Annotated in this window: 23 protein-coding genes; 10 read left to right on the top strand and 13 right to left on the bottom strand. The window is 63.0% G+C overall.

The features are described from left to right. The first annotated feature begins 11 nt into the window (after positions 1-11). Positions 12-2,006 carry a flagellin family protein gene (locus O9Z70_RS09135; RefSeq protein WP_286018512.1) on the top strand — a complete coding sequence of 665 codons (1,995 nt, stop codon included), beginning with the start codon at positions 12-14 and terminating at the stop codon, positions 2,004-2,006. Positions 2,007-2,157: 151 nt separating this feature from the next. Here the strand turns inward: O9Z70_RS09135 and flaF are convergent, their stop codons facing one another. The 8 genes from flaF to O9Z70_RS09095 form a co-directional block, all read right to left on the bottom strand. Further along, complete coding sequence (gene flaF, locus O9Z70_RS09130) at positions 2,158-2,523, bottom strand: flagellar biosynthesis regulator FlaF (RefSeq protein WP_286018511.1); 366 nt, start codon at positions 2,521-2,523, stop codon at positions 2,158-2,160. Beyond that, positions 2,474-2,899, bottom strand: a complete 426-nt coding sequence (gene flbT / locus O9Z70_RS09125) for a flagellar biosynthesis repressor FlbT (protein WP_286018510.1) — start codon at positions 2,897-2,899, stop codon at positions 2,474-2,476. Before flbT ends, flaF begins: the two co-directional genes overlap by 50 nt. A gap of 115 nt (positions 2,900-3,014) precedes the next feature. Then, complete coding sequence (locus O9Z70_RS09120) at positions 3,015-4,886, bottom strand: flagellin N-terminal helical domain-containing protein (RefSeq protein ID WP_286018509.1); 1,872 nt, start codon at positions 4,884-4,886, stop codon at positions 3,015-3,017. Positions 4,887-5,092: 206 nt separating this feature from the next. After that, the gene (locus O9Z70_RS09115; protein WP_286018508.1) at positions 5,093-6,910 is read right to left on the bottom strand and encodes a flagellin N-terminal helical domain-containing protein; all 1,818 of its coding nucleotides are present in this window, start codon (positions 6,908-6,910) and stop codon (positions 5,093-5,095) included. Positions 6,911-7,117: 207 nt separating this feature from the next. Then, positions 7,118-7,459 (bottom strand): hypothetical protein, encoded by a 342-nt coding sequence (locus O9Z70_RS09110; protein WP_286018507.1) that lies wholly within the window; start codon positions 7,457-7,459, stop codon positions 7,118-7,120. A gap of 165 nt (positions 7,460-7,624) precedes the next feature. Next, entirely contained in the window at positions 7,625-8,092 is a 468-nt protein-coding gene (locus O9Z70_RS09105) for a flagellar protein FlgN (protein ID WP_286018506.1), read from the bottom strand. Next, entirely contained in the window at positions 8,089-8,412 is a 324-nt protein-coding gene (locus tag O9Z70_RS09100) for a rod-binding protein (protein WP_286018505.1), read from the bottom strand. Before O9Z70_RS09100 ends, O9Z70_RS09105 begins: the two co-directional genes overlap by 4 nt. Next, a complete protein-coding gene (locus O9Z70_RS09095; RefSeq protein WP_286018504.1) occupies positions 8,412-9,536 on the bottom strand; it encodes a flagellar basal body P-ring protein FlgI in 1,125 nt (374 codons plus the stop codon). Before O9Z70_RS09095 ends, O9Z70_RS09100 begins: the two co-directional genes overlap by 1 nt. A 222-nt stretch (positions 9,537-9,758) precedes the next feature. Here O9Z70_RS09095 and O9Z70_RS09090 point away from each other — a divergent pair, with 222 nt between their 5' ends. Both O9Z70_RS09090 and dksA read left to right on the top strand, forming a co-directional pair. Next, positions 9,759-10,190 (top strand): flagellar assembly protein FliX, encoded by a 432-nt coding sequence (locus O9Z70_RS09090; RefSeq protein ID WP_286018503.1) that lies wholly within the window; start codon positions 9,759-9,761, stop codon positions 10,188-10,190. Between the two features lie 145 nt (positions 10,191-10,335). Beyond that, positions 10,336-10,752 carry an RNA polymerase-binding protein DksA gene (gene dksA, locus O9Z70_RS09085; RefSeq protein ID WP_286018502.1) on the top strand — a complete coding sequence of 139 codons (417 nt, stop codon included), beginning with the start codon at positions 10,336-10,338 and terminating at the stop codon, positions 10,750-10,752. Between the two features lie 55 nt (positions 10,753-10,807). On the opposite strand, the gene O9Z70_RS09080 is transcribed toward dksA, so the two are convergent. The 5 genes from O9Z70_RS09080 to flgF all read right to left on the bottom strand — a co-directional run bounded on the left by O9Z70_RS09080 (position 10,808) and on the right by flgF (position 15,843). Next, positions 10,808-12,307, bottom strand: a complete 1,500-nt coding sequence (locus O9Z70_RS09080) for a carboxypeptidase M32 (protein WP_286018501.1) — start codon at positions 12,305-12,307, stop codon at positions 10,808-10,810. A 281-nt stretch (positions 12,308-12,588) separates the two neighbouring features. Beyond that, positions 12,589-13,326 carry a flagellar basal body L-ring protein FlgH gene (gene flgH, locus O9Z70_RS09075; protein ID WP_286018500.1) on the bottom strand — a complete coding sequence of 246 codons (738 nt, stop codon included), beginning with the start codon at positions 13,324-13,326 and terminating at the stop codon, positions 12,589-12,591. Positions 13,327-13,341: 15 nt separating this feature from the next. Further along, the gene (gene flgA / locus O9Z70_RS09070) at positions 13,342-14,289 is read right to left on the bottom strand and encodes a flagellar basal body P-ring formation chaperone FlgA (protein WP_286018499.1); all 948 of its coding nucleotides are present in this window, start codon (positions 14,287-14,289) and stop codon (positions 13,342-13,344) included. Positions 14,290-14,302: 13 nt separating this feature from the next. Continuing rightward, positions 14,303-15,088, bottom strand: coding sequence for a flagellar basal-body rod protein FlgG (gene flgG / locus O9Z70_RS09065; RefSeq protein WP_286018498.1), 786 nt, complete (start codon positions 15,086-15,088; stop codon positions 14,303-14,305). Between the two features lie 17 nt (positions 15,089-15,105). Further along, on the bottom strand, positions 15,106-15,843 hold the full coding sequence (flgF, locus tag O9Z70_RS09060) for a flagellar basal-body rod protein FlgF (RefSeq protein WP_286021983.1): 738 nt from the start codon (positions 15,841-15,843) through the stop codon (positions 15,106-15,108). Between the two features lie 286 nt (positions 15,844-16,129). Here flgF and O9Z70_RS09055 point away from each other — a divergent pair, with 286 nt between their 5' ends. From O9Z70_RS09055 to O9Z70_RS09025, 7 genes are all read left to right on the top strand, one after another. Then, positions 16,130-16,621: a flagellar basal body-associated FliL family protein gene (locus O9Z70_RS09055; RefSeq protein ID WP_286018497.1), complete on the top strand. Its 492-nt coding sequence runs from the start codon at positions 16,130-16,132 to the stop codon at positions 16,619-16,621. Then, entirely contained in the window at positions 16,621-17,808 is a 1,188-nt protein-coding gene (gene fliM, locus O9Z70_RS09050) for a flagellar motor switch protein FliM (protein WP_286018496.1), read from the top strand. Before O9Z70_RS09055 ends, fliM begins: the two co-directional genes overlap by 1 nt. Further along, complete coding sequence (locus O9Z70_RS09045; protein ID WP_286018495.1) at positions 17,805-18,236, top strand: DUF6468 domain-containing protein; 432 nt, start codon at positions 17,805-17,807, stop codon at positions 18,234-18,236. The genes fliM and O9Z70_RS09045 overlap by 4 nt, the downstream gene beginning before the upstream one ends. Then, entirely contained in the window at positions 18,233-19,153 is a 921-nt protein-coding gene (locus tag O9Z70_RS09040) for a MotE family protein (RefSeq protein ID WP_286018494.1), read from the top strand. Before O9Z70_RS09045 ends, O9Z70_RS09040 begins: the two co-directional genes overlap by 4 nt. A gap of 149 nt (positions 19,154-19,302) precedes the next feature. Continuing rightward, positions 19,303-22,647: a hypothetical protein gene (locus O9Z70_RS09035; protein ID WP_286018493.1), complete on the top strand. Its 3,345-nt coding sequence runs from the start codon at positions 19,303-19,305 to the stop codon at positions 22,645-22,647. An 80-nt stretch (positions 22,648-22,727) separates the two neighbouring features. Further along, complete coding sequence (cckA, locus tag O9Z70_RS09030) at positions 22,728-25,355, top strand: cell cycle histidine kinase CckA (protein ID WP_286018492.1); 2,628 nt, start codon at positions 22,728-22,730, stop codon at positions 25,353-25,355. Between the two features lie 38 nt (positions 25,356-25,393). Continuing rightward, positions 25,394-25,789, top strand: a complete 396-nt coding sequence (locus O9Z70_RS09025) for a DUF2237 family protein (protein ID WP_286018491.1) — start codon at positions 25,394-25,396, stop codon at positions 25,787-25,789. Positions 25,790-25,798 lie beyond the last annotated feature (9 nt).

Below are 25,798 nucleotides of genomic sequence, written 5' to 3'. Positions count from 1 at the left end.
AATAACGCGTCATGATCGTCAACAAGTCGATGTTCCCGCTGCAGACCGGTTTTTCCGTCATCTCCAAGATGCAGAACCAGTTCGCCACCCTGCAAATGCAGCTTGGCACCGGGATGAAGGGACAGACCCTGGCCGATATGGGGCGCGACCTGCCGGTATCTTTGTCGGTCCGCTCGCGCCTCAGCACCATTGCCGGCTACAATGCCAGCATCGAGCAGGTGGCCTTGCGGCTCAGCTTCTACGACAATGCACTCAGCCGCATGGACAAGATCGAGGCCGAGGCGCGCAATTCGGCCCAGCAGGGTCAATACGGCACCAATAATATCAACATGGCCACCATTTCCGCCCAGTCGCGCGCGCGGCTCGATGAAATGGTCACCATGCTCAATGCCGATGTCGCCGGGCGCTATCTGTTCGGCGGCTCGGTGACCGACAAGGCGCCGCTGCCCGATACCGATACGCTGCTTTATGGCGCCGGCGGCCGAGCGGGCTACCAAACGGTGGTCAGCGAGCGCCAGGCGGCCGATGCCGGCACGGACGGGCGGGGCAGGATCGGCGCCAGCATCGATCCGGCGACGCCCAATGTCGTCTCGGTGGCCGAAGACGGCGTGCATCCTTTCGGCTTCAAGCTCTCCACCATGTCCAGCAGCCACGGCGCGGCGGTCATCACTCAGCCGCAGCCGGGCACGGGGTCACAAGGCGATCAGGTCTCCATCACCTTCGCTGCTCCGCCAGCGGCGCAAATTGCGCCCGGCGCGACCATCGTGATGGGCTTCACCCTGCCGGACGGCACGGAAACGCAGATCACACTGACCGCCGTGGATGCCGACAATGCCACCGGCGCCATGGGCGAGTTCATCATCGGCGACGATGCGGACCCTGACGTGGCGGTCGGCCAGACCGCCCAGGCCTTCCAAGAGGCGCTGCACGGCAAGCTCGACCAGATCGCCCAGAGCGAGCTGGCGGCCGCCTCTACTTTCGCAGCGGCGGAAAACTTCTTCAACGCGGCCGGGGAGCCCGTGCTGCGGGTCAGCGGCGATCCGGCTACCGCAACGGCCCTGCGGGTCGCCAGCGCCGCCGATACGGTGATGTGGTATAGCGGCCAGACGCCGGCTGTCTCGGCGGTCGGCATGGGGCGTCTGGAGGCCGCCAGCAGCTACGACCCCCTGACCGCGACCGCGCAGGTGTCGCTGACGGAAAAGGCGCCCGTATCGGCTGCGCACGGTTTCCAGATCGCCAATGCCGCCACAACGTCGTCCAGTGGCGGCACGAGCCCGGCCGCCAGCTTCATATCTGGCGACCCGGCCTCGATGTCGGTGGTTTTCGACGGCACCGAGGCCGCTGACGATACGATTACCCTGACGCTCAAGGAGCCCAATGGGCGCGAGCGCGAAATCACCCTTACGGCCGTTGCGGGCAAGGCCGGGCCCGGGCAGTTCACCATTGGCGCTTCGGTGGAGGAAACCTCGGCGAACTTCGAAAAAGCCATGCTGCGCTCGGTGACCGAGGCAGCGGCCGATGCGGAAGGCAATCCGCGCCAATCGGTCAATGCGCTTGTCGAGGATTCCGGGCGGATCAATTACGGCATGCAGGCCAATGAGAGCGGCTATGTGCGCATGCTGCGCTCGTTTGCGGCGATGACGGTGGAGACCTATCCGGAAGTCACCCATGCGACCGATCCGAATTCGGCCGACCTCAATCCGGCACGGCAGCGGTTCGACGCCATGGCGCGGCGCCAGCAGCTGGAATTGTCGGAAGCGCGCAATGTCGAGCGCGGCTCGATCGAGCTGGTCGCCATGGAGATCGGCATTGCCTGGTCGACGATGGATGCCGCCAAGGAGCGCCATACCAATTACAAGGCGCAGCTCGACAATCTGCTGAGCGATGTCGAGACGGTGAGCAAGGAAGACGTGGCCATGGAGATCCTGGCGCTGCAAACGCGTTTGACGGCGAGTTATCAGGTGACGTCGATGGTCAGCCAGCTGAGCCTGGTGAACTTCCTGTAGCGCGGTGACGTGACTGTCCAAATCTCCGCTCGTTACACCCGTCTAGCGCGAGGGTGACCGTCCGAGAGGGACGGAGCGGAGGAGAAGTCGGTTCCGCCAAAGCAAAGGCCCCGCAATGCGGGGCCCGGTTTTCGTTCAACGCTGTCGGCGCTCACATGCCGCGCAGGCCGGCGGCGATCTGGCGGTTGAGGCGGACCAGCACTTCCAGTTTCTGCGGCATGGGCTGCATCATGATTTCCCGGGTCTGGTTCATCACAAACAGGCCCAGATTAGCGATGTTTTGGCGGAGTTCCGGGGAGAGGGGATTATCTTCCTTGGTCACCGAAACCATGAAGATCGACCACAATTTGCGATTGAAGGCGAGGGCGGCGTCCAGGTCGTCAAAGCTGTTCGGCCAATCGTCCTTCACCTTTTGCAGCGTCGCGGCGGAACGCATCAGCAGGGCAGATTCCCGTTCACGTGGCGATTCAACGACTTTCGTCGTCTGCAGATAGGCGTTCGCGCCGTGTTGATACATGGGAAAGAAGTTCCTGTTCGTATTCTATGAGCCTTTGGGCCGCCTTGAGAGCTTTGTAGAGCTGCCCGGTTAATATCTCGTTGTTAATTTGGTTAACCGCCTCGGTGGCCGAGGGAACCGCCGCGATGAACTCGTTGACGAGCCCGAAATATTCTTCGCGCGTCTTGGCGATATCGTCCTCGATATACATCAGCTGCACCGCCAGATAGATGCGGCGCGCCGGGGTATTGGCGGTTTCAGCGGTGAGAATGTCCTTCTCGCGCAGGATCGGCGCGCGGCCATCGATGAAAAGCCGGGTGCGCTGGTCGGAATTGGTGATGATGCAATTGCCGACGAGCAGTTTCTCGCCTGGCTTCAGTTCGACCTTTAGAGCCATTGTCTCGCCTCTCGGGACGTCGGGGGATGGAACAGCTTATGCCGGGAATTGCGCCCGAACAATAAAGGCGGGCCCGGGACCCGCCTTTATGGATGGATAAGCGCCAGCAGCCGCCTTAACGCAGCAGCTGGAGCACCGATTGGTCGGCCTGGCTGGCCAGCGACAGCGAATTGGACGACAATTGCTGGCGGGTCTGCAGCGCCAGGAGATTGGCGGCCTCTTCGTTCATGTCGGCCAGCGTCAGATTGGCCGCGCCGGTCTCCAGCGTATTGATCATGTTCTTGGTGAAAGCCTGGCGGTTCTCGACCATGGACAGGTTCTGTCCGAAGGTCGAGGCCTGGGTGCGGACATGGGAGAGCGCGTTTTTGACGGTGTCGAGGAACTCGTCGATATCCATATCGAGGTCGAGTTCCTTGGGTTCCAGATTGAACAGATTCAGCTTTGCCGAATTGAGCGCCAGCTGGTCCTTGGTCTGAACGTCGATGGCGGACGTGCCGGTCTCGTTGAACAGGATGGTCAATTGGTCGCCGCGCAGCAGGTTGACGCCGTTGAAGGAGGCGTCGTCGCTGAGCTTGTCGAGCTGGTCGCGCAATTCGTTGAACTGCTTGGTGAGGTCGGCGCGAACGGTATTGCCGATGATCTTCTGGCCGGTGGTGCTGTTGCCGACGATGGTTCCGGCTGAATCGACGCCATTGACCGACAGCTCCTGGGTCGACTGGTTCTCGATGCGCAGCTTGCCATTGTCGTTGGAGGCGCGAACCCGGTCCTTGAGGTGCTCATTGGTGTTGATCATGCGCACCAATTCGTCGGAATCGTAGTTTCTTCCGGTGATGGTGGCCGCGCCGATTTCCACGCCCGAATCCGGGCCCGTATCCTTGGAGGTGATGGTGATGGTGTCGCTGGAGGCAGAGGCAGTCACGCCGTCGATCTTAGCCGCGAGGATGGCGGCAAATTCGCTGGCGCTGTTGATCGTGCCATCGCCATTGCCGACCTTGAGGACGTCTTTGCGGGTGATGATCACGGTCTGATCGACGCCATTGATCTTGGCAGTGAAATTGATCTTGGCGTCGTTATTGACCTCAATCGGCGTACCCGGCCAGGTCAAGGTGTTGGACGCGCCGATTGCGGGACCGCTGGCAAGTCCATCCACCGAGGAAGCCGCGTCGAGCCCAAGATTGGCCAGGTTGGCGTCGGGGGTGCCGTCGGTGCCATTGGTCCGTGTGGCGGCGCCAATGGCAATGGAGGAGGTGGCGCCAGTGGTGCCGGACCGGATGACGATCTCACCATCGACCACGCTTGCGCTGGCACCCGTAAGCTGGTCGTTCAGCACCTCAACGAGGTCGTCATTGTCGTTGATGTCAGCGCCCACACCTGCGTCGTTCAGACTTGCCGCGTCCAACGTGATCGTTTGGGGGGCGCCATTCACGGTAACGGTGAACGTGACGGTGTCATCGCCCAGCCCCAGCGCGCCAGCCATGGTGAAGCTCGCCGTGCCGCTGGTGGGGCCGGCGGGGGTGCCCGGGATCTGAGTGCCGGTCGCCGAATCCATCCCCAGCGCTTCCGGGGTCAATGCCAGGTTCTGCAAGGGAATGCTGCGCGTCATCGGGCCGATAGAGCCATCCGCGAAACTGATATTGCCGGTGGCGCCGGGCGAAATCTCGTAGGAGGCGGTGTGGAAGCTCTTGTCCTGCCGCGCCTGGCGCAGCACGGACTGCATCGATTCCAGGTTCTTGGTGATGGCGGTCAGGCCGTTATCGGCGGCTTGCAGGGTCTGGATGCCGTTGGCCATGCCGTCGAGCAATTGCGCCAGGTCGCCGGCGCGGGAATTCAGCGCCGAGGCGGTGAAGAAATTGGTCGGATTGTCGAGCGCCGAATTGACCTTGTTGCCGGTGGCCAGCCGGTTCTGGGTTTTTTCCATCAGGCTGGCGGTATTTTGCAGCGAAAGCAGGTTTGACCGGACGGCTTTCGACAGTGAGATATCGGACATTGTGCTTCCCTCAAAATCCATGACGTCGATCCGATCCTGCCGTCACGACAGAGGAATCAACATTCGGTTAATGAATTTTAATGGAAGGCTAACCTTAACGGCTGGTTAACGTGGCCGAAATCCGGTGTTCGCCACGCCGGGCAGGGGACAAGAAAAAGGCGGGCTTTTCAGCCCGCCTTCCGGATTTTTCGAGGCAGCGCCCGGGATTAGCGGAGCAGCTGCAAGACGCTCTGGTCGGCCTGCGAAGCCATGGACAGCGCCGAGGAGCTCAGCGACTGGCGGGTCTGCAGGGCCAGCAGGTTGGCGGCTTCCTCGTTCATGTCAGCCAGCGTCAGATTGGCGGCGCCAGTCTGCAGCGTGTTGATCATGTTCTTGGAGAAGTCCTGACGATTCTGCACCACCGACAGCGAGGAGCCGAAGGCCGAGGACTGCGAACGGACGCTGTTGATGGCGGTTTTGATTTCCGACAAGAAGGCGTCAATGCGCCCGTCGCTATCAAAATCGTCTTCGGTGACGTTGGTGCGGATGCCAAGGGTATTGGAATTGATAGACTTGCCACCCTTGGACTGGATGTCGATCTCCGACGTGCCGATCTCGTTGAAGGTCAGCTTGAGATTATCCCCGCGCAGCAGGTTGATACCGTTAAACGAGGCGTCGTCAGAAAGCTTGTCCAGCTGATCACGCAGCTCATTGTACTGCGCCGTCAGCCCGGCACGCACAGAGTTTCCGTTGATCTTCGCGCCGGCCGAGGTGCCGTCGAGCTTGCCAGAGGTGGCGCCTGCAACATTCAGCTCTTGCGTCGAAAGGTTTTCGATCCGGAGCTTGCCATTGTCGTTAGAAGCCCGGATTTTCCCCTTCAACGCTGCATGATTGTTGATCTCGTCAACCAAGGTATCGGCCGTCTTCGACTGCGCCTGCTGCTGGGGCGTGGTCACATCTCCCGACGCTACAAGGCCGCCGGTGGACGTGGCCGTGGAGCCGGTGAAACCCAGATTGGAAATGCTGGCACCACCGAGGGTGAAATTCTTACCATCGGCTTGGCGGAATTCGAGCTCATCATCGCCGTTGGCAGTTACCGTAATGCCGGCGTTGATGGCGACCGAACTATTGTTGATCGCTGTCGCGAGGGCAGCGGCATTTTCTTCTGCGGTACTTGCCGCGACAGGAGGCACGGCCGTTGCGTCTGCGTCGTGACCAATATTACCGATGTTGACGGTTTGGCCGTTGATCGTAAAATTAAACGCCGAAATTTGACCAGTCGCGGTGATGGCCGCGCCGTCAAGCTCTGCCGTTTCTGCGGAAACATTGCCGTTAGCCAGGCCAAGAAACACCGCCGAATCCGAGTTCGCGCCGGTGCTACCGATGGTTATGCTTTCATTCTTGCTGCTGACAAGGCTGAGCTGACCACCTTCCACCCTTGCCGAGACGCCATGATCGCCGCCTTCGCGACGCAAAGCGAGATTAATTTTATCGGCAACATCAGTGACGGTGTCGTTAGCGCCGAAGTCCACCGCGACTGAGTTGAGGCTGCTGGTCTCGATTGTGATCGTGCCAGCACGGCCGGCCGTTCCACCGTCTCCCTTAAAGCCGTTGTTGCCAGCCAATACGCCTTCGACGAGGCCGAAAGAGTTTGCCTCGGAGCCCACTGCGCCGCCCGAGAAGGAAATCGAGCCCGAACCAATCGACTTGTTGATGTCAAACGAGCCGGTTTCGAAGCTCTTATCCTGGCGCGCCTGACGCAGAGTCGACTGCATGGATTCCAGGGTCTTGGTGATGGCCTTGAGGCCGTTGTCGGCAGCTTCGATGGTCTGAATGCCGTTAGCCATGCTATCGAGCAACTGGCTGATGTCACCGGCGCGGCTGTTCAGGGAAGAGGCGGTAAAGAAGTTAGTCGGATTATCCAGCGCCGAGTTGACTTTATTGCCAGTCGCCAGGCGGTTCTGGGTCTTGGCCATCATGTCGGCGGTGTTCTGGAGGGAAAGCAGGTTCGAGCGAACGGCCTTCGAGAGCGAGATATCACTCATGGGATTGTCCTTTTCTAGGATTACGCATTCTACGGCACCTCTCCTGAGGCTGGGGCGATCCTGCCTTTGGCTCCTCTAAAGAAGCGTTAAAGCCGCGATGAAGAATTGGACGAATTCGGCGGCATCCCAGCGCAAAAGACAGCAAGAAGGCCCCGGAAACCGGGGCCTTGGGGGAAAGCGCGCAGCTCTGGCTATACCGAGCGTTAACTAGGCCATTATGTCTTTCAGCCGCGCCTCGGATTCCGAGGGGATTTCGCTGGCGCCGATGCGGCGGATCAGTTCTTCCATGGATTTCGGCGTCGGGGGCAGCGCGCCGGCGATGACGGCGGCGGCGAACTTGGATGAGCCACTGCGGGTCGGCGGTGGCGGTGTGGCGGCGTCCTGATGCCGATCGCGCTGGCGCTGCTCGTTGCGCGGCTGCGCTCCGGCCTTCGCCCGGGCCGTGCTGTCAGGCAGGATGGTCCGTTCGCCCGTGGCGGAGCGGTTGCGATATTCCTGAAGATTTGCGGCGCCCGCGGAGACGGGCGCCAAGGCGTGGCTGGCTAGCATAGACCTTCACCCGAATGCACCATTTCAAGGGAAGGTTAGGGAGCAAGATGCTAGCCAGGGGTAAGTATCGGCTGGCGGATTTGAAATAAATTTTGTCTATTTCCGGCCGCCGATACTCCCGGTCATTGTCTCAGCCAGGGACTTATATGATCAGGCGCATGGGCTCTACAGCGTACGGTTGACGGCGATGCCGCGCGCCGACGCTGCCGGGTCCTTCGCGACCTGTCCCGCATTGCCATAGGTCTTGGCGCGGTCGCGCTGGCCCACCATGCGGGCGACATCGGTGAGGACGTCTTCGGTGACCGTCCTGGCCGTGGCCAGCACACGCAGGTTTTCGGCCATCTGGGTGGCCAGGCTTTCGTGCCCGGCGCGCAGCCGGTCGAGCGCGGCCGGTGCTTCCGTGTTCAGGCGGCCGGTCTGGCGCTGTATGGCGCGGGCCAGGGTGACATAATCCTGCGCCAGCCGGGTCTTGTCCGGCGTCAGCTTGCCGGCCTCGCGCATATGGCCGGCGCGCAGCAGGACGGTTTCCTGGTTCATCACATCGACCAGAGCGGCCAGGGCCGTCTCGGCGTGGCTGCACAGGTCCTCTGCCGGCATGGTGTCGAAGGCGGCAAGGCGGGCGGCTGCGGTCATTTTCCATATACTCCGATACCGGGAATCTTGGTGGGGCGGGCGGCATTGGCGGCTTCCTGCGCGGCGATCATCTCGCCCAGCAATTGATCGGCAATGCCGACGCCGCCGCTTTTGGCAATGGTGTTGGCGAGTTCTTCGGCCTGCATGGAGCGCCAGGTTTCCTCGCCGAAGCCGCCGCCGAAATTCTCGTCCGGCTTGCGCATCGCGAACATCTGCTTGGTCAGCATGGTCAGGAACACGCCTTCGAGTTCCTCGGCCTGCTCGCGAATGCGCAGCAGCTGTTGCGGGCTGACGGCATTGGAGGGATCGATCATGGTCATCACAGCACCTCGATTTCGGCTTGCAGCGCCCCGGTGGCCTTGATGGCCTGCAGGATGGCGATCAGGTCGCGCGGCGAGATGCCCAGCGCGTTGAGGCCATCCACCAATTGCTGGAGCGTCACCGATTCCGGCACGACCTGCAGCGCGGTATCGGACTGGTGGACATTGAGACTGGTATTCGGCTCGATGGCGGTCTGGCCAAAGCTCAGCGGCTCGGGCTGAACGACTTCAGGGTTTTCGGCGATGGTGACGGTCAGGTTCGATTGCGCCACCGCCACGGCGGAGACCCGCACATCCTTGCCCATGACGATGATGCCGGAATTCTCGTCGATGACGATCTTGGCCGTCTGGTCGGTCTGGACGATCAATTGCTCGATATCGGTCAGCAGATCGACGATATTGCCGTTGAAGCCGCGGGGCAGGGTGAGGCGCACCGTGGCCGGGTCTTCCGGCACCGCGGTGGGCGCGCCGATAAAGTCGTTGACGGCCAGCGCGATGCGCCTTGCAGTCGTCAGGTCGGGATTGCGCAGGGCCAGGCGCAGCGAATGTTGCGAGCCCAGGTGAAAATCGATCTCGCGCTCGATCAGCGCGCCGGAGGAAATGCGTCCCGTGGTCGGCACGCCCGAGATTACACTTGCCGCGTCGCCCTGCGCCTTGAAGCCGTTGATCGAGACCGGGCCCTGGGCGATGGCATAGACCTCGCCATCGGCGCCGAGCAAGGGCGTCACCAAGAGGGTGCCGCCTTGCAGGCTGCCGGCATCGCCGAGCGCGGAGACCGCCACGTCCATGCGCGAGCCCTGCGTGGCGAATGGCGGCAGATTGGCCGTCACCATCACGGCGGCAACATTTGCCGTGCGGACATTTTCGCCCTGGGTGTTGACGCCGAGCCGTTCCAGCATGGATTGCAGGGATTGCTTGGTGAAGGGCGAATTGTTGAGGCTGTCGCCGGTGCCGGCCAGGCCGACCACCAGGCCATATCCGACGAGCTGGTTCTCGCGGATGCCTTCCATGTCGACGATGTCCTTGATGCGCGCCGGCGCGGCCTGGGCGCCGGAGAACGGCGTCAGGACCAAAGCAGCGCTGAGCGCGGCGGCGACAATGGTGCGGAACAGGCGGTTTGGCATCTTCTTCCCCGGCTGATGCCGCATCACCCTCGTGCCGCGGCCTTCGCCCTAAGCAATGCCAAAATCGTGCCAAGTGCGGTTTCTTGGCCGTAAGATGGTGTTTTTCAAGACATTTTATATTAAGCCATGGGTGCTGAATGCTCCCGGTGAGCAATTCTTGCCGGGCGCGTTAACGCCTTGTTAAGGCGCGTGGGCAAATTTTGCCGATATAGGTTCCGGCGAGTGAGTCCCGCTTTGCGCATCGATGCCACCAATAGACCCAATAAAGCTGCCGGCCGGCCCGCAGCCGGCCGCTCGGGCGGCGGACCGGCTTTCGTGCCGGCGGGGGAGCATGGCGCCTCGCGCATCGCCAATACTACTCCCGTGGCTCCTACTGCTGCGCTGGACGCCATTCTGGCGTTGCAGGCGGTCGGCGGTTTCAGCGAAAGCCGGCGGCGGGCCATCAAGCGCGGAACGACATTGCTCGATCTGCTGGAGGACATGAAGGCCGATCTGCTGGTCGGCCGGCTGGCGCCGCAACAGCTCGACGCGCTGAGCGGCCAGCTCGCTGGATTGCGCGAACGGGCCGAGCCGCAACTCGATGCGATAATTGACGACATCGAATTGCGGGTGCTGGTGGAACTGGCCAAGCTGGGTCGCTATCCGCAGTTTTAGGTCATCAGCTTGTCGTCATTGCTGCGCTATCCGATCGGGGGCGCCGGCCTCCGCCGTGTTAACAAGTCGTAAATTGTGCGCTTGCCCGGCGAAGACGACCCGCCTATATAGGCCGCCAAAGGGCATATCGGAGTTGAGTCTGCACATGTCTTCGGTTGACGTTACGGACTATCGGCCCAGTGAGGACGAGCCATTCATGAACCCGCGCCAGCGGGAATACTTCCGGAACAAGCTATTGGGCTGGAAGGACGACATCTTGCGGGAAAGCCGCCTGACCCTGGAAAATCTTCAGGAAGAGAGCCAAAACCATCCGGATATGGCGGACAGGGCCAGTTCGGAAAGTGACCGCTCCCTGGAATTGAGGACGAGGGACCGGCAGCGCAAGCTGATTTCCAAGATCGATTCGGCGCTCAAGCGTCTCGAAGACGGCACTTATGGCTATTGCGAGGAAACCGGCGACCCGATCGGCATCGCCCGGCTCGATGCGCGTCCCACCGCGACGCTGAGCCTGGAAGCCCAGGAATTGCACGAGCGCCGCGAAAAGGTCTATCGCGACGAATAGGGCATCCGCCGATCCAAAGTTGAAAAGCCCGCAGCGATGCGGGCTTTTTTATTGCTCAGGCGCGGCCATAGCGCTTCCTGAGATGCGCCTTGAAGTGATCGGCATTGAGCGGCTCGCCGGTGGCGCGGGTGATGAGATCGGGCGTCGAATAGCGCGAGGCTTGCGTCCAGATGCGGTCGGCGCGCCATTGATTGATGGCGCCGAACTCGCCCCGGCGCATCTGGTCGCCCATGTCGGGAATATCTTTTTCCATGGCCGCGCCAAGCTGGGCCGCGATCATGGCCCCCAAGGTGTAGCTCGGAAAATAGCCGAAAGCGCCGGCGGGCCAGTGCACGTCCTGCATCGGGCCGTCCTTGGGGTCGTTGATGGTCGAGATGCCCAGATATTCGGTCATCCTGGCGTCCCAGGCCTCGGGTATCTGGCTGGCTTCCAGCTTGCCGGTCACCAGGTCCTGCTCCAGTTCGTAGCGCAGGATGACGTGGAGGGGATAGGTCACTTCGTCGGCATCGACGCGGATATAGCCGCGCTCGATGAAATTCACTTCATTGAGGATGTCGGCGATGCCCCAGCCGGGAATGGCATCGTCGCCCAGATATTGGTGGACCAATGGCAGCATGTAGTCCCAGAATTCGGCGCTGCGGGCGATCTGCATTTCCACGAACAGGCTCTGGCTTTCATGGATGCCCATGCCGCGCGCCTTGCCCAGGGGCCAGTGCGACCAGTTCTTGGGCAGTCCCTGCTCATAGAGGGCGTGACCGGTCTCGTGCAGCACGCCCATCAATGAGGTGAGGAACTCGTCGGTGCGGTAGCGCGTCGTCATGCGCACATCGGTCGGCACACCGCCGCAGAAGGGGTGATGCGACACTGCCAGCGAGCCATGGGTAAAATCGAAGCCGACGGCGCGCATGGCGGCCAGGCCCAGTTCGCGCTGTTTCTCGATGGGGTAGGGGGCATTGAGCGCCTGGCGCGGACGCCGGGCCAGCCGCTCCTCCTGCACCGACAGCGCCGTGGGCAGAAAATCCTTGAGGAAGCTCTTGAGATCGGCAAATACCGCGTCGATATCGGCGACCCGGTTGCCGGGATCATATTGGTCCATCAAGGCGTCATAGGGCCCGAGGCCCGTTGCCGCCGAGCGCAGCGCCGCCTCTTCGCGTACCAGGGACACCACGCCCTCCAGCGCCGGCAGGAAGCTGTCCCAATCGCCCTTGGCGCGCAATTCCCGCCAAAGCTGTTCGGAGCGCATGGTGGCCGTGGTGCGGCGCTGCACGAATTCGGTGGGCAGACAGGTGGCATTGCGGTATTCGCGCTCGAATTCGCCGAGCGCCAGTTTCTGGTCCTCGGTCAGGTCCTCGGACCTGGCGGCCTCGATCCAGTCGCCGATTTCCGGGGCGGTCGCCTGGGCGTGGTGCATGCCGGCCAGGTGCGCCATGGCCTCGGCCCGTTTCTCGCCGCCGCCAATGGCCATATGCGTCGCCTCGTCGGCACCGAGAATGGACAGAGCGTGCCCGAGAGCTTCCAGCCGGCGGCCAAGATCGTCGAGTTTGGTGAAGGACATATACGCGCTCCTGAAATCGAAGCCCGATCTGTTTCATAGCCCTTAAGCGGGATCAAGCGCCGGGGCCGCCGGGCGGCGCCTTATCCTGCGTAGCTGTGGTTTCCGAACGGGGCGAGGCGCAGCCGGGGAGCTGCGCCTCGTGGGAGCCAGGGTCCGCCAATGGGGGATGGGAGCCCTGGGAAGGCCCGGCAGTTTCTGCTGCGCGGGCCTGGCCAATCCGCTCTGTATCGGCCGGGGAATGCGGCGACGCCCATGGGGATCGGGCGTTGCCGATTTGGGGATCAGAAGGGCAGGATCGCGTCCATGACCTGCTGGCCGTAGCGGGATTGCTGCACATCGGTGATCTGGCCACGGCCGCCATAGGAGATGCGGGCTTCGGCGATCTTGCTGGACTGGATCGTGTTATTGGCCTGGATGTCCGAGGGGCGGACGATGCCGGCCACGATCAGGTCGCGGACCTCGAAATTGACGCGCACTTCCTGGCGGCCCTCGATGACGAGATTGCCATTGGGCAGCACCTGCGTCACCACGGCGGCGACGGTGGTTTCGAGGGATTCCTTGCGGTTGACCGAACCGGTGCCGCTGTCGCGCATGCCTGAGTTGAAATCGATGGCCGCGGAAGGGTCGACGCTGTCGCCGATGACATTGGTGAAGCCGACGCCGAAGATGCCGCCCATGCCTGCCGAATTGCTGGAGGCGCGGTTGCGCTGCGTCTGGTTGTTGATCTGGGCGCTGTCATCGATGGTCACCATGACGGTGACAATGTCGCCGATGCGGTGGGCGCGCTCGTCCTTGAAGAAGCCCTTGGCGGAGGTGCGATAGAGCGAATTGGCCTGATAGGTATCGGCGATGGGCTCCGGCATGGGCATCCGCACCGGCTGGTAGCCGGCCATGGCGGTCGGATCGTTGATGGCCGTCAGGGCCGGCGCCTGCCCGACATTGGCGAGGCGGTCCATGGTGCTGCAGGCGCCGAGCGTGGCGGTCAGGGTCAGGATGGTGGCGATCTTGGCGATGTTCATTTCAGCGATCCCGAATTAGAGGCCGGCCAGGGTCACGGGAGCGGCGGAAACCTCCACGGCGCCCGGGGCGATTGCGGTGGCGCTGACGACGCGCCGGGAAATCAGGTTCAGCACCTGTAGCGAGCCGCCCTGGGCGGCCCCCGTTACCGCCTGGCCCCTGACGGTAAGGGTCATCGGGCCCTGGCGGTAATAGATGGTGACCAGGTCGTTCTTGGCGATGGCCAGTGGCACGCTGACGTCGCTGGCGCGCACCAGCATGCCCTCGCGGCTCTGGCGGTTGAGCGACATCCCGACCAATTGGTCGAGCGGGGCGAAGCCCTGGGCATCGGCCTGCTGGACCGGCACCTGCCGCATGACGAAATGGTCGGGGCGCAGCACGGTGCCGGTCGGCAGGCTGGAGGCCAGATGCGGCGCGGCGACGCTCAATTCGATGGTTCCGGCAATGTCGAGCGGGTGGCTCAGGCCATCCACGAGAAAGCGGGCGGCGAACGATCCATTGCCGGGCCGATAGCGCAGGCTGTCGAGCCGGGCCGGCGCATCGGTCGCCTCGGCGCGGATGGGGTCGAAGGCGCGCGCCAGCAGGATATCGGCCTGCATGTCGCCGGTGAGAATGCCGCGCGCCCGCAGGTCCTCGGTGATGAGGTCGGCCAGCAGGCTCTGATCGACCATGGCGGCATCGCGGGATACGCGAACCTGGACCAGCCCATTGGTCTCGAAATCGGCGAGGCCGATACGGGCACTGGCGGAGCGGATCGCGGCGAGATCAACATTGCCGGTGGTGCCGGGCAGGGGGGCGCGGAAAATGGCTTTCTCGGCCAGGGCTCCAGCATCGTCGAACATGTCGCCGACGGTGACGACGGGGCCGGCAACGATGATGTCCGACTTGAGTATGGGCGCGCCGAGCGCGGCGCTGCCGGACAGCGCCAGAGCCAGGGTGGCAAGGCAGAGGCGAGAGGCTTTCATGTCGTCCTCCTAATCAGCGTAGCTGGCTGGTGGCCTGCATCATCTGGTCGGCACCGGAGATGACGCGGGCATTCATTTCGTAGGCGCGCTGGGCCGCGATCAGGTCGGCGATTTCCGTCACCGAGTTGACATTGGCCAATTCCAGATAGTTTTGCAGCAGGTCGCCGGTGCCATCGGCATTGGGGACGCTGATCTGGGCCTGGCCGCTGGCGGCCGTCTCCAGAAACAGGTTGTCGCCGATGGATTCGAGACCCGATTTGTTGACGAAGCGGGCGAGCTGGAGTTGCCCGAGCTGGGTCGGCACGGCGTCGGTGCCGAGATAGGCTTCTACCGTGCCGTCCGGTGAGATCGACACACCCCGGGAATCCCCGGGAATGACGATGCCGGGATCAAGGGTATAGCCGGAGGAATTGACCAGGGTGCCTTGGGAATCGCGTTCGAAGGAGCCGTCGCGGGTATAGCCGGTGCGGCCATCGGGCAGCTGGACCATGAAGAAGCCTTCGCCACGGATCGCGACGTCCAATTCGCGCTCGGTCATGTTGACCGAGCCCTGGCTCATGACGCGGGGCGTGGAGACCGTGCGTACGCCCGAGCCGATTTCGAGGCCGGCCGGAACCATCGTGCCCTGGTCCGAGGTCTGCGACCCGGCGCGGGTGATCTGCTGATAGAGCAGATCCTGGAATTCGGCGCGCTGGCGCTTGTAGCCGGTGGTGCGCATATTGGCGATATTGTTGGAGATGACTTCGACATTGCGTTCCTGGGCGCTCATGCCGGTCGATGCGATATAGAGAGCTTTCATGGCTTGGCTCCTCGGGATCAGGAATTGGCGTCGCCGAGACGCTGAATGGCCGAGCGGCGGAGCTCGTCCTGCTTCTGCGTCAGCGAGGCGATGGATTCATAGGCGCGGGTGACGCGGATCAGTTCGGCCATTTCAGCGACGCCGGAGACGTTCGAGCGCTCCACATGGCCCTGCATGACGCGCGTATTGGCGTTGGGCGCGGGTATGCCACCGAAGAACAGGTTGTCCCCCTCGCGGGCCAGCGCCTGCGGATTGGCGAATTCGACGATGCGCAATTGACCCTTGGGGCCGGCGCTGGAGGAAATCGTGCCATCGGCGGCGATGGCAATGCCGGTTTCATCGGGGCCGAACTGGATCGGACCGCCAAGGCCCAATACCGGATTGCCGGAGAGATCGACCAGGGTGCCGTCATTATTGATCTGGAAGGAACCGGCCCGGGTCCAGCGCTCGCCCGCCGCGGTCTGAATGGCGAAGAAGCCGTCGCCGTTGAGCGACACGTCCAAATCGTTGCCGGTCTGGAGCACGGTGCCGCCGGACAGGTCGTGGATCGTCGCCCAGTCCTGCACATAGGAGAGCGGCTGGTCCATGTTCGGGAAGGTTCGGTCCCGCGCTACCGGCATGACATATTCTTCAAACAGGATTTGCTCGGCCTTGAAGCCGGTGGTGTTGATGTTGGCGACGTTGTGCGCCACCACGTCCATTTGCCGCTGCAAGGCGATCTGCCGTGACAGGCCGATGAGTTGCGCGTTCTCGATCATGACGATCCCCGTTCTGGTCCCCGAGGCGCCCCGCTTCCCCAAGCCGGCTGCCTCGCCCATTAACTTTGCAGAAACCATGCCACGGTGGTAAATTGAGTAAAATCATGAACTTAACGTATTAGGTGGTGTAGAGGTCGGCAGTTATCGTTGGTGCTGCCGGCAAAAGCTGCCCGGCAAAAACTGCCGGCTTAGCGGCAATCGTAACTATTCGTTAACCAAGTGGCCCTTAGCTGGACATCGAGCCGGAATCGTCCGGAAAGCGCTGGTTTGGTGGGGCCTCTCAATGGCTGCGGATGCAGAAGTCGGAACTGAGGCGCCAGGCAAAAAAGGGCTGTCCAAGCTTTTCGTCATCGGCGGCGGCGCCGCTATCGTCGTGCTGCTGGCAGGGGCGGGATTGTTCTTCGCCCTGTCGTCGTCGGCGACTGATGCGAGCGCCGACGGGCAGGGCGCCGCCACCACCATTCCCAGTGATACGTTCATCTTCAATCTCCCGCCGATGATGGTGAACCTCAACAGCGAGGGCGGCACGCAATCCAATATGAAGCTGACCATCGCTCTGGAAGTGGCCAATGAAGCCATGATGAACGAGATTCAGCCGCGCCTGCCCAAGGTCATCGATGCCTTTCAGGTCTATATGCGCGAGCTGCGCAAGAGCGACCTCGAAGGTTCGGCGGGGATTTATCGCCTCAAGGAAGAGCTGCTGCGCCGGGTCAATATGGCCATCTATCCGGCCCATGTGCAGAGCGTGCTCTTCAAGGAAATCCTGGTGCAGTAATGGCGGGACCCAGCGATCAGGACAAGCTGAGCGACGATTGGGGCCTCGATAACATCGATGTGTCCGGCGATTCCGGCGCGGCCGATGAAGCCGAGATGTCCGAAGAGGAACGCAACGCCGCTGCCGCTGCCGAATGGGCCGCCATGCTCGAAGGCGGCGATGGCGGCGAGGATGGCGGTCCCGACCGGGTTCTCAACCAGGACGAGATCGACAGCCTGCTGGGCTTCGATGCCAGTGCGGCCGGAAATGTGGAGCTTACCGGCGTCCAGGCGCTGATCAATTCGGCGCTGGTCTCTTATGAGCGCCTGCCGATGCTGGAAATCGTCTTCGACCGGCTGGTGCGGCTGGCGACGACGTCGCTGCGCAATTTTACCTCCGACAATGTCGAAGTGACTATGGATTCCATTTCCTCGGTCCGTTTCGGCGATTATCTCAATTCCATTCCGCTGCCGGCCATTCTCTCGGTCATCAAGGCCGAGGAATGGGAGAATTACGGCCTGCTCACCGTCGATTCCAATCTCATCTATTCGATGATCGACGTGCTTCTGGGCGGCCGTCGGGTCGGCGGCAATATCCGCGTCGAGGGCCGGCCCTATACCACTATCGAAATGGCCCTGGCGCGGCGCATGATCGAGGTCATTCTCGATGACACGCATCGCGCCTTCGAGCCGGTGACGCAGATCAATTTCAAGCTGGAGCGCATGGAGACCAATCCGCGCTTCGCCGCCATTTCTCGTCCGGGCAATGCCGCCATTCTCATCGAATTGCGCATCGAGATGGACGATCGGGGCGGCAAGATCGAGATCCTGCTGCCCTATGCGACCATCGAGCCGATCCGCGAACAGCTCCTGCAGATGTTCATGGGCGAGAAATTCGGCCGTGACCCGATCTGGGAAGGGCATCTGGCGACGGAAATCCACCAGGCCGATGTCGAGATCGAGGCGGTGCTGCATGAGCAGGATCTGTCATTGTCCAAAGTGCTCAACCTGCAGCCGGGACAAACGCTGATGTTCGAGCGGGGGCCGAGCGATCCGATCCGGCTGCGTTGCGGCGATGTCGAACTCACCGAGGCCATTATGGGCCATATCGGCAAGAATGTTTCCGTGCGGGTCACGCGCCCGCTCAACCCGCCCAAGGTCACCATGGCGGCCTTCGAGGCAATCGACGAGACGATGGAAGGACGATGATGTTGGGGCTGCCGCTGGGAATTTTTGTTGAAGGCGCCGTGGCCGTGCTGCTGGCCCTGACGATCGGCTATTGCATGCTGCTGAACCGGCGGCTTCAGCGATTGCATCAGGACAAGGACGCGATGCGGCAGATGGTGGCCGATCTGGTCGGCGCCACCAATCTCGCCAACCAGGCCATCAAGGAGTTGAAATCCAGCGCCGTCGAGGCCGATCTCGCCTTGACCTCGCGGCTGGACGAAGCCGAGCGGTTCGGGATCGAACTCGCCAATCACGTCAATGCCGGCACGGTGCTGATGGAGCGGATCGCCCGGATTACCAGCGTTGCGCGTCACAGCCAGGCGGTCGAGCCGGTGGAGGAACCCAACAAGGTGCAGTCTGCATTGCAGCAATTGTCGACGCGGGTGCGTAATCGTGGGGCGGCCGCGTGAGCAATATCCGCCTGCTGCCCATTGTCATTCTGGCGGTTGCGGCGCTGCTCGTCCTCAAGACGGTGGGCCTGGTCACCAATGGCGGCTATGTGCTGACCGGGGTGGCCATGGCGGAGGCGGCGGGCGCCGCGCCCCATGGCGGCTCGGTGGCGCAGGGTGAGACCATCACCATGCCATCGGAGCCCACGATTGCCGATGAAACGCCCACATTGGCTGATGATTCACCGACTTTGGGTGGCCCGCCGGAAGGCTCTATTGAAGAGAGCGATGACGCTGCCGGCGCGGTCAATATGGTCGCTGAAGATAATGCCTGCGCGCCGCGACCGGTGCTGGAGGAGGGGGAGACCAGGCCCGCCAATGGGCAATTGATGGTGGTCGGCGCCGATTGTCCGCCCCTCGCCGATGCCGCGCCGATGCTGCTTACCGTTAACGGAACGGTACCGTTGAGCGCTGGTGAGGCCTCCTTGACCGAACAGGCGCTGCTGGAGCGTCTCGCCGAGAGGCGCACCGAACTCGAAAGCTATGAGCAGCAATTGGCGATGCGGGCCTCGCTGGTGGAAGCGGCGGAAAAGCGCATCGAGGAACGGCAGACCACCCTGCAATCCATCGAGGACCAGATCGCCTCGCTGGTCGAGCAGCGCAAGCAGATGGAGGAAGGCCAGTTCGCCGGCATCGTGGCCATGTATGAAACCATGAAGCCCAAGGACGCCGCCAAGATCTTCGACAATCTGGAGATGGCGGTGCTGCTGCGCGTGTCCAAGATGATGAGCCCGCGCAAGATGGCGCCGATCCTGGCCGAGATGAGCACGACCCGGGCCCAGGAACTGACCGTGCGCCTGGCCTCCGCCGACAACGATCCGCTCGACAGCATGTCGCCGGACGATCTGGCGGCGCTGCCGCAGATAATCGGCCAGTAAAAGCCCCTTGATCGCCTTAGGCTGACGTTAAGCGCCGGCCTGCTAGGGTTCGGTTACATCATGGTGTAACCCTCGCGTTTTGAGGCTTTCGGGTTAGAAAACCCGTCCGCAAAGCGCGTCACATTTAGCGTCGGGCGGGCAGAAGGCCGGTGAAGACCGCGATAATTGCAGGTTGGCGACAGGCAGGAATTGCGCTGGTCGCGGCGGCATTGGCCAGCATCCTGGCAATGGCCGCACCTGTATATGCCAAGGATCAAGGGCAGCTCTTTGCCGCCGAACAAGACGGCTATGGCCGGCTGATTCTCAGCTTTCCGGCGCTGGACGAGCTGCCCGCGCACGAGTTCCGCATCGAGAATGGCGTATTGGCCATCGAGTTCGAAAATCCGGTGGACATTATCCTGCCCGATGTCGGGCTGACCATGCCGAATTATCTCGCGGTGGCCCGTCTCGACCCGGATGGGCGGGGCCTGCGCATCGGCCTGCGGTCGAGTTTCAATTTCAACCGCATCGAAGCCGGCGAGCAACTCTATATCGACCTGCTGCCGCTCAGTTGGCAGGGCATGCCGCCGCCGCTGCCGCAGGAAGTCATCGATGAACTGGCAGAGCGGGCGCGCCTGGCGGCCATCAAGGCGGAACGCGACCGCAAGGCGCGCATGGCCGCCGAGCTGGAGCCGGAAGTCGCTATCCGGGTCGGGCAGAATGCGACTTTCCTGCGGGTGCAGTTCGACTGGACGGTGCCGACCGAGGCGCAATTCGTCAAGAAGGGCAATGTCGGCGCGGCGAATTTCGAATGGCCGGTGGACATGGATATCGGCGCCCTGCTGAGCGGAATGCCGGAAGAACTGGTTTCGGCGCAGGCGGGGTCCTCGCCCGATGGTGCCGTGGCGACCTTCATTTTCGCCGAAGGGGTCGAGCCGCGCTTCTATGAGGTTTCGCCCCGCCAATATGTTCTCGACATCGACATTGCCGGGTCGGGCCTACCGGCGCTGACCCGGGCCGACCTGGCTGCGGCGGATGTTGAGGCAGAGCCGGAGGCGGCGGCGCCGGCAGCCGCACAGCCGCGCATCGCCGCGTTGCAGCCGGCGGCGGCGGAAGTCGTCACGCCCTTCGTCAATGTCCTGGGCTCGACGGTGCGGCTGGTCTTCCCCTTCGAGCAGGACACGCCCGCCGCCGTGTTCCGGCGCGGCGACACGATATGGATGATTTTCGACACGGTCAGCGGCATCCGCCCGCCGCCATCGTCGTCGGAGCTGGAAGCGGTGGCCAAGGAATTTGCGGTGATCGCCTCCGGCGATACGCAGGTCGTGCGCGTCGATCTGGCGCAAGATCGGCTGGCGACGCTGGGCTCGGAGGGCATGGCCTGGGTGCTGTCGCTCGGGGACATGATGCTGAGCCCGACCGAGCCGATGAATCTCACGCGCCGCCGGGATATCGAAGGTTCGTTCGAAATCGTGGCCGATATAGCACGCCCCGGCCGCATTCACGATTTCCGCGATCCGCTGGTTGGCGACGTGCTCAAGGTGGTGACCGCCTATCCGCCGGCGCGCGGCCTGACGCGGACGCTCGATTATGTGGATTTCACCGCGCTCAGAAGCGTGCATGGCCTGGCCCTCATGCCTAAATCCGCCGGGCTGGAAGTGGCGCTGGAGGACCCGCTGGCGGTGATCTCCAATAATGGCGGGCTCACCTTGTCGGCCACCGATACGCTGCGCAATGCCGGCACCGTGGCACCAGAGGCGACAAGGGCCGGGTTCATCGATCTGGCGGCGTTCGAGGAGCGCGATCCGGTTCAGTTCATCAAGATTCGCGACCGCATGGAATTGGCGGCGGCGGCCAGCGAAGGCCGCGACCGCGATCTTGCCCGGCTCGACCTGGCGCAGTTCTTTGTCGCCAACCGCCTCGCTTTCGAGGCCCTGGGCGTTTTGCGGGTGCTGGAACACGAACTCAAGGCCGAGGACCTGACCAAGCAGGTCCGCATGACCCAGGCGGTGGCCAATGTCATGGCGGGCCGGCCGCGCGAGGCCCTGCAAGTGCTCAATGCCGCTTCGCTCGACCAGGAGGTCGATGCCCTGTTCTGGCGCAGCCTCGCCCGGGCGTCCGAAAGCGATTACCGGGGCGCGCGCGCCGATGCCCTCGAGGCGCGTTCGATCGTCGACAGCTATCCCGAATGGCTGCGCAATGAATTCCGTCTCGCCGCCGCGCGTTCGGCGGTCGAGGCGGGGGATACCGAATTTGCCGAGCGCTTGCTGGAGCAGATCAAATTCGCCAGCCTCAGCACCGAGGAAGCGTCCCGTCATCACCTGCTGTCGGCGCGGATCGACGATATCAGCGGACGCAGCCAGGAAGCGCTCGACACTTACGGGCAGGTGATCGCGACCGAGGTGCGGCCGACCAGGGCCGAGGCGGTCTATCGCACCTTGCTGCTGCTGGACAAGGAAGGCCGGCTCGATCTCGCCAAGGCGACCGCGGCGCTGGCGGCGGAGACGCTGTTATGGCGCGGCGATGCTCTGGAAGCCGAGATGCAGACCCTGCTGGCCAGTCTCTATTTCCGCAATGGCGATTATCGGCTCGGCTTCGAGACCGTCCGCGTCGCGGTGGCGAGCTATCCCGAAAGCCCCGCCGTCAACGCGTTGCGCGACCAGGCGCAATCGATGTTCGCCGATCTGTTTCTCAACGGCCTGGCCGATTCCGTGGGCGCGGTGGAAGCGCTCGGCATCTATTACGATTTCCGCCACCTGACGCCGCCGGGTACGCGCGGCGACGAGATGATCCGCAATCTGGCCCGCCGGCTGGTTCGCATGGACCTGCTGCCGCAGGCCGCCGAATTGCTGCAATATCAGGTGGATAACCGTCTGCGTGGCGTTGCCCGGACCCAGATTGCGGCCGATCTGGCGGTCATCTATCTGGCTGACCGCAAGCCGCAGGATGCCATGCATGTCCTCAACGATACGCGGCTGCCGGACATTCCCGATTCGCTGGCCCGCCAGCGCCGCATTCTGGAAGCGCGGGCAATGATCGAAGGCGGGCGCGATCAATTGGCGCTCGACCTCATCAGCCAGATGGAGGGCAAGGACGTTTCATTGCTGCGGATCGATGCCAATTGGAAGGCCAGGCGCTATAGCCAGGCCGGCGAAATGATCGAGGCGCTCTATGCCCGGGAGCCGTCCGGCCAGGCCTTCAGCCGCGCGACGCGCATGAACCTGATCAAGGCGGCCGTCGGATATGTGCTGGCCGCCGACGATTTCGGCCTGTCGCGGCTGCGGGCCAAGTTCGGGGAGCAAATGGTCAATTCGCCCGAATGGCCGATGTTCGACTTCGTGACCGGCCCGATCCAGACCACCAGCCTGGAATTCAAGAAGGTGGCGGCGGAAGTGGCGGCTCAGGACAGTCTCAGCGCTTTCCTCGCCTCCTATCGCGAGGCCTATGCGGGTCAGGGCGCCCTGGCGCCGCTCACTGCTGCCCAGCCGGGCACGGAGCTGGCATCGGTGCAATAAGGCGCCGGCATTTCCCCGGAGGGGGAATTACGCCCTTCCCATGTTAAAAGACGCTTCACCCTCCCCTGCGGGCGGCGCATTTGCTAGACCTTTTCCACGGTCCCGATTCGGGACGCACCCGCCTGCTGGAGCAATTGACCATGGCATTGACGCCGCTCGGCGAGGACAGCTATCCCGAACCGGTTCTGGACGGAGCCCGGGCGGGCGTCGGCATCTGGCGCGTGGTCCTGCTCGGCGTGTTCCTGGTGCTGGTGGCGGTGGGCTTCTCGCTGTTCGGCGAGCAGATCCCGTCGGAACTGGTCATGGCCTTTGTGGGCATGCTGGCGGTGGCCGGCGTGTTCTTCCTGTTCGGGCTGGTCGCGGGCCTTTTCCGCTTCGCCTCGACCGAGGAACGGCGGACCGTCAGCCATGCCGTGGTGGACAGCCTGCCATTCGGCGCGGTGATCGCCGATCGGGACGGCAAGATTTTCTATGTGAACCAGCATTACGGCAATTTCGCCGGGGCGGTGAACAATGGCGTTCCGGTCGGTGTGCCGCGCCTGTTCGCCGGCTATGCCGATGCCAGCGAGGCCATTTACCGCCTGTCGCGGGCCGCCAAGGACGGGCGCAACGCCATCGAGGATATCCGGGTGCCTGGCGGGCTGGGCGGATCGCAGGCCGAGGCGGGGCGGGTATTCTGGTATCGCGTCTCCGTGCGGCCGCTGCCGCAGACGGACGATGCGCGCAAGGCGCTGGCCGCCTGGTCGATCGAGGATATCACCCGGGACCGCGAGAACAATGAAACGGCGTTCCGCGATTTGCAGCGGGCCATCGATTATCTCGACCATTCACCGTCCGGCTTCTTCTCCGCCGATGCGCATGGTCGTATTCAATATCTCAATTCGACCCTGGCCGACTGGCTCGGCTACGACCTGGCCGAGTTCAATTCCGGCCAGCTCGAATTGCGGGATATCGTCCGCGGGGATGGCGCCTCGCTGTTGATGCGGGGGCGCGGGGACGGGGAAATCCGCACCGAGATCATCGATATCGATCTGGTGCGCCGCAATGGCACGGCGCTGCCGGTGCGGCTGCTGCATCGCGCCGCCCGCCTGGCCGATGGCGAATTGGGCGAAACGCGGACGCTGGTGCTCGACATGTCGAGCGCCCCGGACAGCGAAGAAGAATTGCGCGCCGCCGAAGTGCGCTTCTCGCGCTTTTTCAACGATACGCCTTTCGCCATTGCCACGCTGGACGGGGAGGGGCGCATCGTGCGCACCAATGCGCCGTTCGGGCGCATTTTCAGATGGTCGGGCGAGGTCAAGAGCCTCGAATTGCAGCCGCTGCACGATCTGGTCGGCGAAGCCAGCCGCGACAAGCTCGACCGGGCATTGGCGGCCGCCATCGCCCAGCATTCCGAGGTCGAGCCCGTCGATGCGCTGCTCAGCGTCGAGGGCGACCATGCCGTGCGGCTCTATATTTCCGCCTCCGAGATCAGCGCCGGCTCGCCCGAGCAGGTCAATGTCTATGCGCTGGACATGACCGACCAGCGCAAGCTGGAGGCGCAGTTCGCCCAGAGCCAGAAGATGCAGGCAGTGGGGCAATTGGCCGGCGGCGTCGCCCACGATTTCAACAATCTGCTGACCGCGATCATCGGTTTTTCGGACCTGCTCCTGCTCAAGCACAAGCCGGGCGACCCCTCGTTCAACGAGCTCATGCAGATCAAGCAGAACGCCAATCGCGCCGCCGGGCTGACCCGCCAGCTATTGGCCTTTTCCCGCCGCCAGACCCTGCGTCCGCAAGTGCTGGAACTGCCGCTGATCGTCGACGACCTGACGGTGCTGCTCAAGCGCATGATCGGCGAGAAGAATACGCTGTCGGTCGATCATGGCCGCAATATCTGGCCGGTCCGCGCCGATGTGGTGCAGCTCGAACAGGTGATCATCAATCTGGTGGTCAATGCCCGCGACGCCATGCCCAATGGCGGGGCGATCACCATCCGCACCGGCAATGTCAGCGAGGCGGAGATCGCCGGCATGAAGTTCGACGGCATCGCGCCGGCCGATTACGTGCTGATCGATGTCGAGGATAGCGGCACCGGCATGAGCCAGGAGGTGCTGGACAAGATTTTCGAGCCCTTCTTCACCACCAAGGAACTGGGCAAGGGCACCGGATTGGGGCTGTCGACGGTCTATGGCATCGTCAAGCAGACCGAGGGCTATATCTATCCGGTCTCGACGGTCGGGGTCGGCACGACCTTCAAGATCTTCCTGCCGCGCTATGTGCCCACGGCCGAGGAGAGCGCCGCCAAGGCCGCCATCGCCGCGGCGCCGGCCAAGGACCTCACCGGGCACGAGCGCATCCTGCTGGTCGAAGACGAGGAAAGCGTCCGCGCCTTCTCGGCGCGCGCCCTCAAGGCCACCGGCTACGAGGTCTTCGAGGCCGAAGGCGGCGAAGAGGCGCTGGAAGTGCTTGAGGAGCTCGATTACCAGGTCGACCTGATCATTTCCGACGTGGTGATGCCGGAAATGGACGGTCCGACCATGCTCAAGGTGATCCGCGAAAAAATGAAGGACCTCAAGATCATCTTCGTTTCCGGCTATGCCGAGGAAAGCGTGCGCCGCGATATCGAGGACGACCAGAGCGTCGATTTCCTGCCCAAGCCCTATTCGCTCGACCAGATCAATTCCAAGGTCAAGGAAGTGCTGCAGCGGCTGGACAAGGAGCGATAGAGGGCGCGGACTGTGCCGCCACCCGCAGGAGACGTGCCGTGAATGTCCATCCGCGCTTCGAGGGGCCTGTCGAGTTCAACGTGCTGGGCGAGCCGTTGCAGCCCTGCTCGAACAATCCGCTGACCGGTTTCTTCCGCACGGGCTATTGCGCGGCGGGAGCGGACAATGCGGCGGTGCATCTGGTCTGTATCGAGGCGAGCGACGAATTCCTGGCCTATTCGGCCAGCGTGGGGAACGATCTTTCGACGCCGCGCCCGGAATTCGCCTTTCCCGGCCTGGTTGCCGGCAATCGCTGGTGCCTGGTCGCCGGACGCTGGGCCCAGGCCCATGCGGCGGGCAAGGCGCCGCGCCTCTATCTGCGCGCCACCAATCAGCAGGTGCTGGAACTCATTCCGCTTGAAATCCTCAAGGCTTACGCCCTGGACCTCAATTAACAATCGCCC

Origin of the sequence: Devosia sp. YIM 151766 (assembly GCF_030285925.1) — a bacterium.
Classification (GTDB): domain Bacteria; phylum Pseudomonadota; class Alphaproteobacteria; order Rhizobiales; family Devosiaceae; genus Devosia.
The sequence above is the reverse complement of the archived record's forward strand: the minus strand, read 5'-3'. Positions and strand labels throughout refer to the sequence as shown.